Below are 11,144 nucleotides of genomic sequence, written 5' to 3' on the forward strand. Positions count from 1 at the left end.
GATTTGAACCTGCGACTTCTACGTCCCGAACGTAGCGCTCTACCAGGCTGAGCTACACCCCGACTGCAGAGCCGCGCATTTTAGACACAGCTGCGTGGCTAGGCAAGGGGAATCTTGGGGGCGTCCGCTTGCCGGAGCGGACCGGGCAGCGCGGCCGCTAAACTGTCGCGATCCCCGCAACCGCCGTCACCGGAGCCCCGCCTTGTCCCACGCGCCGATCAAGCCGCGCACCCCGCCCGGGGTCATGGAACTGCTGCCTCGCGACCAGATCGCCTTCCAGCGCATGCTCGACACCATCCGCCGCAACTACGAGCGTTTCGGCTTCCTGCCGGTGGAGACGCCGGTGATGGAGCTGTCGGAGGTGCTGCTGACCAAATCCGGCGGCGAGACCGAGCGGCAGGTGTATTTCGTGCAGTCGACCGGCGCGCTGGACAAGGCCGCGCAGGGGCAGGGTGGCGAGTTGCCCGAGCGCGCCCTTCCGGAGCTGGCGCTGCGCTTCGACCTGACCGTGCCGCTGGCGCGCTACGTCGCCGAGCACGAGCACGACCTCGCGTTCCCGTTCCGCCGCTACCAGATGCAGCGCGTCTACCGCGGCGAGCGCGCCCAGCGCGGCCGTTTCCGCGAGTTCTACCAGTGCGACATCGACGTGGTCGGCAAGGACGCGCTGAGCACGCGCTTCGACGCCGAAATCCCCGCCGTCATCCACGCGGTGTTCTCCGAGCTGGCGATCGGCAAATTCACCATCCAGCTCAACAACCGCAAGCTGATGCGCGGCTTCTTCGAGGCACAGGGCGTGGCCGAGCCGGACCTGCAGGCGCGGGTGTTGCGCGAGGTCGACAAGCTCGACAAGCGCGGCGCCGACTACGTGCGCGAGACGCTGACCGGCGAAGGCTTCGGGCTGGCCGCGGACGCTGTCGCGCGGATCCTCGAATTCGTCGAAGTGCGCTCGATCTCGCACGCCGACGCGCTGGCCCGCCTCGAAGCACTCGGCGCCGGCAACGACGCGCTGCGCCAAGGCGTGGCCGAGCTGCGCGAGGTGCTTGAGCTGGTCCGCGCACTGGGCGTTCCGGAGGCCGACTACGCGCTCAATTTCTCGATCGCGCGCGGGCTCGACTACTACACCGGCACCGTCTACGAGACCACGCTGGACGACTACCCGCAGATCGGCTCGATCTGCTCGGGCGGGCGCTACGAGAACCTCGCCAGCCACTACACGAAGTCGAAGCTGCCCGGTGTCGGCATCTCGATCGGCCTGACCCGGCTGTTCTGGCAGCTGCGCGAGGCCGGCCTGCTCGACACCGCCGAAAGCTCGGTGCAGGTGCTGGTGACCCAGATGGACGCCGGTTCGCTGCCGCATTGCCTCGCGCTTGCCCGCGAGCTGCGCGAGGCCGGCCTGAACACCGAGGTGGTGATGGAGCCGTCCAAGCTCGCAAAGCAGTTCAAGTACGCCGACAAGGCCGGCATCCGTTTCGTCGCGGTGCTTGGCGCCGACGAGGTCGCGAGGGGCTCGGTGACGGTGAAGGACCTGCGCCGGGCCGACCAGTTCGAGGTCGCCCGCACCGAGCTGGCGCAGGCGTTGAAGGTCGAGCTGGCCCAGCCGCTGATGGAGGGTGGGGCATGAAGCCGGTACGTCTGGATGGCCGTTCGCTGACGCGGGCGGGGCTGGTTGCGGTCGCCCACGGCGCACAGGTCGAACTGGCGGCGGAGCAGTTGCCGGCAGTCGCCCGCGCGGCCGAATTCCTGGCCGAACAGGTCCGCCGCGAGGAGCCGATCTACGGCGTCTCGACCGGTTTCGGCAGCAACGCCGACCGCCTGCTCGGCAGCCACCGCGTGCGTGACACGCTTGGCGACGGTTCGCCCGCATCGGGCGAGTCGCTGCACGAGGAACTGCAGCGCAACCTGATCGTCACCCATGCGGTCTGCGTCGGCGAACCGTTCGCGCCGGAAGTGGTGCGGGCGATGCTCTGCATCCGCATCAACACACTGATGCGCGGGCACTCGGGTATCCGGGTCGAGACCCTGCAGGCGTTGGCGGCGATGCTCAATGCCGGGATCGTGCCGGTGGTGCCGCAGCTCGGGTCGGTCGGTGCCTCGGGCGACCTCGCGCCACTGTCGCACCTGGCGATCGTCCTGCTGGGCGGCGGCGAGGCGTTCCTCGGCGGCGAGCGTCTGCCCGGCGCCGAAGCGCTGTCGCGCGCGGGCCTGCAACCGGTGGCGCTGTCGTACAAGGAAGGCTTGGCGCTCAACAACGGCACCGCGCAGATGCTGGCCTGCGGCGTGCTGGCGCTGTCGAAGCTGGAGGACTTGCTCGACACCGCCGACCTTGCCGCCGCGATGACCATCGACGCGTTCGCCGGCCGGCTCGGCGCGTTCGCCGAGGAAGTGCATGCGCTGCGGCCGCACCCCGGGCAGGTCGAGGTTGCCGCGCACCTGCGGCGGCTGCTGGACGGTTCGACCCTGGCCGACATTCCGTACCACCTGGTGCCGCGGTTCCGCCCGTGGACGCCGGATGCGTGGGACGACTCCGAGGCGCAGTCGCTGCGTTTCGACATCGGCTGGGACTGGGTGTCGTTCACCCAGCGCCACGGCCGCGAGAAGTTCTACACCCGCTTCCGTCCGTTCCGCGGCGGCAAGAAGCACCAGCCGCAGGACAGCTATTCGCTGCGCTGCATCCCGCAGGTGCACGGCGCGGTCCGCGACGCGGTGGCGCAGGCTGCGCGGGTGCTGGAGGTCGAGCTCAACGCGCTGACCGACAACCCGATCGTGTTCCCCGACGCCGACAGGGAGCATGTCGAGGAGCAGGTGATTTCCGCCGGCCACTTCCACGGCATGCCGCTGGCGCTGGCGATGAGCTACGTCAAGGCGGCCATCCCGGTGCTGGCCAGCATCTCCGAGCGCCGGCTCAACAAGCTGGTCGACCCGGCCACCAACGACGGCTTGCCGGGCTTCCTGATCGGCAACGAGGACGCCACGGAGTCGGGCTTCATGATCGTGCAGTACACCGCCGCGGCGATCGTCAACGACCTCGCCAGCCGCGCCATGCCCGCTTCGGTCTACTCGATCCCGACCAGCGCCAACGCGGAGGACCACGTTTCGATGGGCGCCAACGAGGCGCGCCACGTGCTGTCGATGGCCGACGACCTCGGCAAGGTGCTCGGGCTGGAGCTGTATACCGCCGCGCAGGCGCTTGACCTGCGGCGCGACATGATCAACGCCGCCCGCGCGCTGGCCGACCGCGCCGACGCGGCCGCGCTGGCCGGGAAGGTATCCGGTGCGCCGCGGCAGGATCATCGCGACCACGCCGGCTTCATCGCCGATGTCGAGGCGTTGCGCGCGGAGCTGGCCGACGCCGGCGAGTTCCACCCGGGCCGGGCGGTGGCCGCAGCGCATGCCGCCATCCGCGAGCGCATCCCGTTCCTGCAGCGCGACCGGGCCCTCGACGGCGAGGTGGCCGCCGCGGTGCAGCTGGTGGTCGACGGCGCGGTGCTGGCCGCGGCGCGCGACGCCTGACGCGGCCTCCTTGCGGCCTGCACGCCGCCGGCTGATCGCCGGCGGTTGATCAGCGCGCATTGTTCGCTTAATGTATTAACGCGTTAATACATTGGAGTAGCGGATGAAGCGTCGTGCGGACGGGGCGGTGGACCCGCAGGAAGACGTGCTGGACACACTGTCGTCGGTGATCGACGGCTTGCGCGGCGCCGGCGAAGTGCGTGCGTTTCTGGAGGACCTGTGCACGCCGGCCGAGCTGGAGGCGATGACCGATCGCTGGCGGGTCGTGCCGCTGGTCGCGCAGGGCATCCCGTACCGGGAGATCCATGAGCGCACCCAGGTCAGCGTGACCACCATCGGTCGCGTCGCACGCACGCTCGAGCGCGGCGCCGGCGGCTACGGCCAGGCACTCAAGCGCAACCGCCTGCGCACGGAAGCGCCGCGTTCCGAAGCATCCGTGTCCAGGAGCCCGAAATGAGTCCGGTGCCCCCGTCGCGCGACCGGCTGCGCATCGCGATCCAGAAATCCGGCCGCCTGGCCGAACCCGCCCGTACCCTGCTGGCGTCGTGCGGCCTGCATTGGCGCGAGAGCCGCGATCGCCTGTTCTGCTACGGCGAGACGCTCCCCGTCGACCTGCTGCTGGTGCGCGACGACGACATCCCGGGCCTGATCGCGGACGGTGTCTGCGATCTCGGCGTGGTCGGCCGCAACGTGCTGGCCGAGCAGCAGGCCGCGCAGGTCGCGGACGGTCGCGAGCCGGTGTTCCGCGAGTGGCTTCCGCTCGGCTTCGGGGGTTGCCGCCTTGCCTTGGCGGTGCCAGAGGACTGGGGCTGGCAGGGGCCGGCGCAGCTTTCGGGCAAGCGGATCGCGACCAGCTATCCGTCGCTGCTGGCGCGCTGGCTGGCCGACGAGGGCGTTTCCGCCGACGTGGTGATGCTGTCGGGCTCGGTGGAGATCGCGCCGCGGCTCGGGCAGGCCGACGCGATCTGCGACCTCGTATCCAGCGGCGCCACGCTCGCGGCGAACCAGCTCAAGCCGGTCGCGACGCTGTGCGAGAGCGAGGCGGTGCTCGCCGGGCCGGTGGCCGGGTTCGACGCGGTCCGGGGCGAACTCGCGGCCCTGCTGATGCGGCGGCTCGATGGTGCGCTGCGGATCCGCCACAGCAAGCTGTTGCTGTTCCAGGCGCCGCGCGACGTCCTGCCGACCCTGTTGCCGCTGCTGCCGGACGCCGAGACGCCGACGGTCATGCGCGTCGACGGGGCGGACGATCTGGCGCTGCAGGCGTTGTGCCACGGCGCCGTGACCTGGCAGCGGCTGGAGGAACTCAAGCGGGCCGGCGCGCACGGCCTGATGGTGCTGCCGGTCGAAGGCATGCTCGCATGAGCCGGGTCGTGCAGTGGGAAGCGATCGATGAGCCGGCCCGCGCGGAGATGCTGCGGCGTCCGGCCCAGCAGGTCGGTGCGGAAACGGCGGCCACCGTTGCAGAACTGCTGGTCGAGGTCAGGGACGGTGGTGACGATGCATTGCGCCGCCTGGGTGCACGGTTCGACGGCGTCGCGCTCGATGCCTTCGAGGTGACCCCGGCCGAGATGGCGGCCGCGGCCGACTCAATCACGCCGGAACTGCGCGCGGCGATCATCGAGGCCGCCGGGCGCATCGAGTGCTTCCACCGCGCCGGTATGGTCGCCGCGCCCGCGGTCGAAACCGCCCCCGGCGTCGTCTGCGAGCGGATGTCCCGGCCCATCAGGCGAGTCGGGCTGTACGTGCCGGCGGGCTCCGCACCGTTGCCGTCGACCGCGCTGATGCTGGCCGTGCCGGCTCGGCTGGCCGGCTGCGAGGACGTGGTGCTGTGCACGCCGCCGCGGCGCGACGGTACCGCCGACCCGGCGGTGCTCTTCGCCGCCGCGCACTGCGGCGTGCGGCAGGTCTTCAAGCTCGGCGGTGCACAGGCGATCGCGGCCATGGCGTTCGGCACCGCGAGCGTGCCGGCCTGCGACAAGCTGTTCGGTCCCGGCAACGCCTGGGTCACCGAGGCCAAGCGCCAGGTCGCGATGCTGGAGGGTGGCGCGGCCATCGACATGCCGGCCGGGCCGTCGGAAGTGCTGGTGATCGCCGACGCCGGGGCCAACCCGGTGTTCGTCGCGGCCGACCTGCTGTCGCAGGCCGAGCACGGCCCGGACTCGCAGGTGATCCTGCTCAGCGACGACGACGGCCTGCTCGCGGCGGTCGAGATCGAGATCGAGCGGCAGCTGGCCGACCTGCCGCGGGCCTCGATCGCGCGGCAGGCGTTGGCTTCGTCGCGGATGGTGCGGGTGGCCTCCATCGGCGAGGCGTTCGGCGTCAGCAACCGCTACGCGCCCGAGCACTTGATCCTGGCGCTGCGCGATCCGCGCGGCTGGCTCCCGCAAGTGCACGCCGCGGGCTCGGTGTTCCTCGGCGACTGGGCGCCCGAGGCACTCGGGGACTACTGCAGCGGCACAAACCACGTGCTGCCGACCGGCGGTGCCGCGCGCTGGTGCAGCGGTTTGTCGGCGGCGAGCTTCCAGACCGCGATCACGGTGCAGGAAGTGGTGCCCGAAGGGCTGCGGGCCATTGGCCGGTGCGCGATGGAACTGGCGGCGGCCGAGGGCCTGGACGCGCATCGCCGGGCGGTGTCGCGGCGGCTGGAGGCGATCGCGTGAGCGCGTCCCCGATGGATCTTTTACGCGATGACCTCAGGGACTTCGCCGGCTATCGCTCCGCCCGCAGCAGCCGGCTGGTGGGCGATGCCTGGCTCAACGCGAACGAGTCGCCATGGCCGAACCCGGTCGTGGGCGCCGACGGCCTTCGCCGCTATCCGGAGCCGCAACCCACGGCCTTGCGCGCGGCGATGGCCGCGCGATACGGATGCCTGCCGGAACAGGTGCTGGCGGGGCGTGGCAGCGACGAGGGCATCGACCTGTTGATCCGCGCGCTGTGCCGCCCCGGTGCCGATGCCGTCGTGGTGACGCCGCCGACGTTCGGCATGTACGAAGTCTGCGCGCGCCTTCACTGGGCGCGGGTACTCGGGGTGCCTCTGGAGGACGGCGATGCCGGCTTCCGCTGCGATTCCGACGCGGTCGCGGAAACGGTGCTCGCCGGCGGCGCGAAGCTGGTGTTCCTGTGTTCCCCCGGCAACCCCGGCGGCAATCTGCTGCCGCTGGCCGACATCGATGCACTGGCGCGCCGCCTGCAAGGCCGCGCGCTGGTGGTGGTGGACGAGGCCTACATCGAGTTCGCGCAGGCGATCTCGGCGGTGACGCTGGTCGGCCGTCATCGCAATGTCGCGGTCCTGCGCACGCTGTCGAAAGCCCACGCGCTGGCCGCGGCACGCGTCGGCTGCGTGGTGGCCGATGCCGAACTCGTCGCCATGCTGCAGCGCTGCCAGTCGCCGTATCCGCTCGCCGCGCCGTGCAGCGAGCTGGCCTGCAACGCGCTCGGCGACGCGGCGTGGCAGGCCACGCGGACACGTATCGACGCCGTCATCGAGGAGCGCGGACGGCTGGCGCACCAGATGGCGCAGCTGCCATCCGTCGCCCGGGTGTATCCGTCGTCGGCGAACTTCCTGCTGGTGCGTTTCACCGACGCGCGGGTCGCGATGCAGCACCTGTTGCGGGCCGGCATCGTCGTACGCGACATGCGGGCGCATGACGGAATGGCGGATGCGTTGCGGATCACCGTGGGCACGCCGTCGCAGAACCGTCGCGTCATCGAGGCGATCGCCGCGATGGAGGTCGCCGCATGAGCGTGCCGGCCCCCATCCTGTTCGTCGACCGCGACGGCACGCTGATCGAGGAGCCCGCGGATTTCCAGGTCGACCGGTTCGACAAGCTGCGCTTCGTCGCCGGCGTGATCCCGGCGCTGCTGCGCCTGCGCGACGCCGGCTACGCGTTCGTGATGGTGACCAACCAGGACGGCCTCGGCACCGACGCCTTCCCGCAGGCCGATTTCGATGGGCCGCACGGGCTGATGATGCAGGTGTTCGAAAGCCAGGGCATCCGCTTTCGCGAGGTGCTGGTCGACCGCAGCCTGCCGGGCGACAACGCGTCCACCCGCAAGCCGGGCATCGGCATGGTGCTGGGCTACCTGCGGGACCGCGGGATCGACTGGGCGCGATCGGCCATGGTCGGGGACCGCGAGAGCGACAACGCCTTCGCCCGCAACCTCGGGGTTCGTTCGTTCCAGCTGCGTACGCCGCAGTTCGGCGGCGAGTGGGACTGGTCCGGCATCGCTCACGAGCTGGTGGACGCGCCACGGCGCGCGAGCGTGGAGCGGGTCACCCGCGAAACGGCGGTGCGGGTGTCGCTCGACCTCGACCGCGCGGCGGAGCCGAAGGTCGGTACCGGCCTCGGCTTCTTCGACCACATGCTCGACCAGCTCGGCAAGCACGGTGGTTTCTCGCTGCAATTGCGCTGCGAGGGCGACCTGCACGTGGACGAGCACCACACCGTCGAAGACAGCGCGCTGGCGCTTGGCCAGGCGCTGCGCGAGGCGCTGGGCGACAAGCGTGGCATCGGCCGCTACGGCTTCACCCTGCCGATGGACGAGTCGCTGGCGAGCGCCGCGCTAGATTTTTCCGGCCGTCCGCACTTGGAGTTCGAAGGTGTATTCCGTCGCGAGCGCGTCGGCGACCTGCCGACCGAACTGGTGCCGCACTTTTTCCGCTCGCTGTGCGACGGGGCCGGACTGAACCTGCACCTGCGGGTGCGCGGCGACAACGACCACCATCAGGTGGAGGCCTGCTTCAAGGCCGTAGCGCGTGCGCTGCGGCAGGCGCTCCGTCGCGAGGGCACCGACCTGCCGAGCACCAAGGGGGCGTTGTGAACGACGTCGTGCTGATCGACGCCGGCGGCGCGAACCTGGGCTCCGTGCGGTATGCGCTGGAGCGGCTGGGTGCCGACGTGCGGGTGAGCGCCGACGCGTCGGTGATCCGCGCCGCGCGACGGGTCATCCTGCCTGGAGTCGGTACGGCCGCCGCCGGCATGGCGAGGCTGCGCCAGGCGGGGCTGGTCGACGTGGTGCGTGGCCTTCGCCAGCCGCTGCTCGGGATCTGCCTGGGCATGCAGCTGCTGTACGAATCTTCGGAGGAGGGCGAGGTCGAGTGCCTCGGGTTGCTGCCGGGGCGTGTCGCGCGGCTCCTTCCCGCTGTCGGCGACGCCGGCACCCCAGCCGTGCGTGTTCCGCACATGGGGTGGAACCGCCTGCACCGGGTCGCTGGCAGTCCCCTACTGGACGGCATCGATGACGGCGCGCAGGCCTATTTCGTCCACAGCTACGCCGCGCCGGTGGATGGCACCACGATCGCCGTTGCCACCCATGGTCGCGAGTTCGCGGCGGTGGTTGGCGAGGGCGTCCGGTTCGGTGCGCAGTTCCACCCCGAGCGCTCGGCCTCGGTGGGTTCGCGGCTGCTGCGCAACTTCCTGTCGGAGGCGATCGCGTGAACGTTGCAAGGGTGAGTGCGTCTGCGCCTGCGTTCGAGGTGCTGCCCGCCATCGATGTGCGCGAAGGCAGGGTGGTGCGGCTGCGACAGGGCGACTACGCGCAGGAGACGCGCTACGACGATACGCCGCTCGCGCTGGCCCGCCGCTACGCCGCCGCCGGGGCGCGATGGCTGCACCTTGTGGATCTGGACGCCGCGCGCGCCGGGGGATACACGCTCGCTCCGCTGCTGGAGCTGCTGACGGCCGAAACCGGCTTGCAGGTCCAGACCGGCGGCGGAGTGCGCCACGAGCGAGATGTCGAGCGGCTGCTGGAGGCCGGTGCGTCGCGGGTCGTGGTCGGCTCGCTCGCCGTGCGTGAACCCGCGCGCGTGGCCGGTTGGCTGCGGCGCTTCGGCCCCGGGCGGATCACCGTCGCGCTCGATGCACGGCAGGACCGGGCAGGGCGCTGGCAGCTGCCGACCTCCGGCTGGACCGAGGACAGCGGCACCGGCCTGGAGCCGCTGCTGCGCCACTACGCCGACGCCGGACTGCGCCACCTGCTGTGCACCGACATCGCCCGCGACGGCATGCTGTCCGGTCCCAACCTCGACCTGTACGCGTGGATCCGGACGCTGGCCCCGGGGGTGCGCTTGCAGGCGTCCGGTGGCATACGCGACCGGGCCGACGTCGCTGCCGCGCGTGCCGCGGGCTGCGCCGGTGCGGTGCTTGGCAAGGCGCTGCTGGAGGGGCGGCTCGGGCTGGGCGAGGTGCTGGCCGCCGACGCGGCGACGGGAGGCCCACCGTGTTGAGCCGCCGCATCATCCCGTGCCTGGACGTGCGCGACGGCCGCGTGGTCAAGGGCGTGCGGTTCCGCGACCACGTCGACATGGGCGACATCGTCGAGCTGGCGCTGCGGTATCGCGACGAAGGCGCGGACGAGCTGGTGTTCTACGACATCACCGCCAGCCCGCAGGCGCGCTGCGTCGACCGCGACTGGGTCGAGCGGGTGGCCCGCGTCATCGATATCCCGTTCTGCGTCGCCGGCGGCATCCGCAGCGTCGACGATGCGCGCACGGTGCTGCATGCGGGCGCGGACAAGGTGTCGATCAACACTCCGGCGCTGCAGCGCCCGGCGCTGGTGACCGAACTGGCCGATGCGTTCGGCGTGCAGTGCGTGGTGGTGGGTATCGACAGCCTGCGCGATGCCGACGGGGAGTGGCGCGTCCGCCGGTTCACCGGCGACCCGTCGCGGACCGAGGCGCTGTCGCGGCGCACGCTCGACTGGATCGGCGAAGTGCAGCGGCTCGGCGCCGGCGAGGTGGTACTCAACTGCATGGGCAGCGACGGCGTGCGCGAGGGTTTCGATATCGGGCAGCTCCGGGCCGCGCGGCGCGCCTGCGACGTGCCACTGGTGGCCTCGGGCGGCGCGGGCACGGCCTCGCACTTCTCGGATGTGTTCGATCAGGCGGACGTGGACGGCGCGCTCGCCGCGAGTGTCTTCCACTCGGGCGCGGTTGGGATTCCCGCGCTCAAACGCGAACTTCGCCGCCGCGGCGTGGAGGTGCGCGATGCCTGATGCGATCCGTTTCGACCCCGACGCGCTGGCCTGGGACAAACAGCAGGGCCTGGTGCCGGTCGTCGTGCAGCACGCCGACACGCGGGCGGTGCTGATGCTCGGCTACATGGACCGGCCGGCGCTGCGGGCGACTCTGGAAACCGGCCTCGTCACCTTTTTCAGCCGCAGCCGCCAGCGGCTCTGGGTCAAGGGCGAAACCTCGGGCAACCACCTGGCGCTGGTCGCGCTTGAAGCCGACTGCGACGCTGACACGCTGCTGGTGCAGGCGCGCCCGGCCGGACCCACCTGCCACCTCGGCCGCTCCAGTTGCTTTGCCGGCGCACCGTCGGATTTCCTCGCCGAACTCGACGCGCTCGTCGCCCGCCGCCACCGGGAGCGACCGGTTGGCAGCTACACCAGCCAGCTGTTCGACGGCGGCATCCGGCGGATCGCGCAGAAGGTGGGCGAGGAGGGCGTCGAAACCGCCCTCGCTGCGGTCGTGCAGGACGATGCCGCGCTGCTGGGCGAGGCGGCCGACCTGCTGTTCCACCTGCTGGTGCTGCTGCGCGCGCGGGGGTTGGCGCTGGCCGATGCGGTGTCGGTGTTGCGGGAGAGGCACGGGTATCCGATGGCGGCTGAAGCCGCTTGTGTCTTCGATTTGA

11 protein-coding genes are annotated in these 11,144 nt (G+C 71.2%); all 11 read left to right on the forward strand.

Going from position 1 to position 11,144, the window contains the following annotated elements; genetic code table 11:
• Positions 1 to 202 precede the first annotated feature (202 nt).
• Entirely contained in the window at positions 203 to 1,621 is a 1,419-nt protein-coding gene (hisS, locus tag N799_RS13505) for a histidine--tRNA ligase (protein ID WP_425476994.1), read from the forward strand.
• The gene (locus N799_RS13510) at positions 1,618 to 3,510 is read left to right on the forward strand and encodes an HAL/PAL/TAL family ammonia-lyase (protein WP_036213668.1); all 1,893 of its coding nucleotides are present in this window, start codon (positions 1,618 to 1,620) and stop codon (positions 3,508 to 3,510) included. Before hisS ends, N799_RS13510 begins: the two co-directional genes overlap by 4 nt.
• Before the next feature lie 103 nt (positions 3,511 to 3,613).
• Positions 3,614 to 3,967: a YerC/YecD family TrpR-related protein gene (locus N799_RS13515; protein WP_036213670.1), complete on the forward strand. Its 354-nt coding sequence runs from the start codon at positions 3,614 to 3,616 to the stop codon at positions 3,965 to 3,967.
• Positions 3,964 to 4,872: an ATP phosphoribosyltransferase gene (gene hisG / locus N799_RS13520; protein WP_036213671.1), complete on the forward strand. Its 909-nt coding sequence runs from the start codon at positions 3,964 to 3,966 to the stop codon at positions 4,870 to 4,872. Before N799_RS13515 ends, hisG begins: the two co-directional genes overlap by 4 nt.
• A complete protein-coding gene (gene hisD, locus N799_RS13525) occupies positions 4,869 to 6,170 on the forward strand; it encodes a histidinol dehydrogenase (RefSeq protein WP_036213673.1) in 1,302 nt (433 codons plus the stop codon). Before hisG ends, hisD begins: the two co-directional genes overlap by 4 nt.
• Complete coding sequence (hisC, locus tag N799_RS13530; RefSeq protein ID WP_036213675.1) at positions 6,167 to 7,252, forward strand: histidinol-phosphate transaminase; 1,086 nt, start codon at positions 6,167 to 6,169, stop codon at positions 7,250 to 7,252. The genes hisD and hisC overlap by 4 nt, the downstream gene beginning before the upstream one ends.
• Positions 7,249 to 8,331, forward strand: a complete 1,083-nt coding sequence (gene hisB, locus N799_RS13535; protein ID WP_036213678.1) for a bifunctional histidinol-phosphatase/imidazoleglycerol-phosphate dehydratase HisB — start codon at positions 7,249 to 7,251, stop codon at positions 8,329 to 8,331. Before hisC ends, hisB begins: the two co-directional genes overlap by 4 nt.
• The gene (gene hisH, locus N799_RS13540; protein WP_036213679.1) at positions 8,328 to 8,948 is read left to right on the forward strand and encodes an imidazole glycerol phosphate synthase subunit HisH; all 621 of its coding nucleotides are present in this window, start codon (positions 8,328 to 8,330) and stop codon (positions 8,946 to 8,948) included. Before hisB ends, hisH begins: the two co-directional genes overlap by 4 nt.
• A gap of 11 nt (positions 8,949 to 8,959) precedes the next feature.
• Positions 8,960 to 9,736 (forward strand): 1-(5-phosphoribosyl)-5-[(5-phosphoribosylamino)methylideneamino]imidazole-4-carboxamide isomerase, encoded by a 777-nt coding sequence (gene hisA / locus N799_RS13545; protein ID WP_036213681.1) that lies wholly within the window; start codon positions 8,960 to 8,962, stop codon positions 9,734 to 9,736.
• Positions 9,730 to 10,503, forward strand: a complete 774-nt coding sequence (gene hisF / locus N799_RS13550; RefSeq protein WP_036213683.1) for an imidazole glycerol phosphate synthase subunit HisF — start codon at positions 9,730 to 9,732, stop codon at positions 10,501 to 10,503. The genes hisA and hisF overlap by 7 nt, the downstream gene beginning before the upstream one ends.
• Positions 10,496 to 11,144 (forward strand): bifunctional phosphoribosyl-AMP cyclohydrolase/phosphoribosyl-ATP diphosphatase HisIE (gene hisIE / locus N799_RS13555; protein ID WP_081975046.1); only part of this gene is annotated, 649 nt, incomplete at its 3' end. The genes hisF and hisIE, both read left to right, overlap by 8 nt.

The sequence above is a fragment of the Lysobacter arseniciresistens ZS79 genome (genome assembly GCF_000768335.1).
Classification (GTDB): Bacteria; Pseudomonadota; Gammaproteobacteria; order Xanthomonadales; family Xanthomonadaceae; genus Novilysobacter; species Novilysobacter arseniciresistens.

Bases quoted from the DNA above. Each gene is read 5' to 3' on its own strand.
- hisB (WP_036213678.1), top strand. From the start codon at position 7,249: ATGAGCGTGCCGGCCCCCATCCTGTTCGTCGACCGCGACGGCACGCTG.
- hisD (WP_036213673.1), top strand. From the start codon at position 4,869: ATGAGCCGGGTCGTGCAGTGGGAAGCGATCGATGAGCCGGCCCGCGCG.
- N799_RS13515 (WP_036213670.1), top strand. From the start codon at position 3,614: ATGAAGCGTCGTGCGGACGGGGCGGTGGACCCGCAGGAAGACGTGCTG.
- N799_RS13510 (WP_036213668.1), top strand. From the start codon at position 1,618: ATGAAGCCGGTACGTCTGGATGGCCGTTCGCTGACGCGGGCGGGGCTG.
- hisG (WP_036213671.1), top strand. From the start codon at position 3,964: ATGAGTCCGGTGCCCCCGTCGCGCGACCGGCTGCGCATCGCGATCCAG.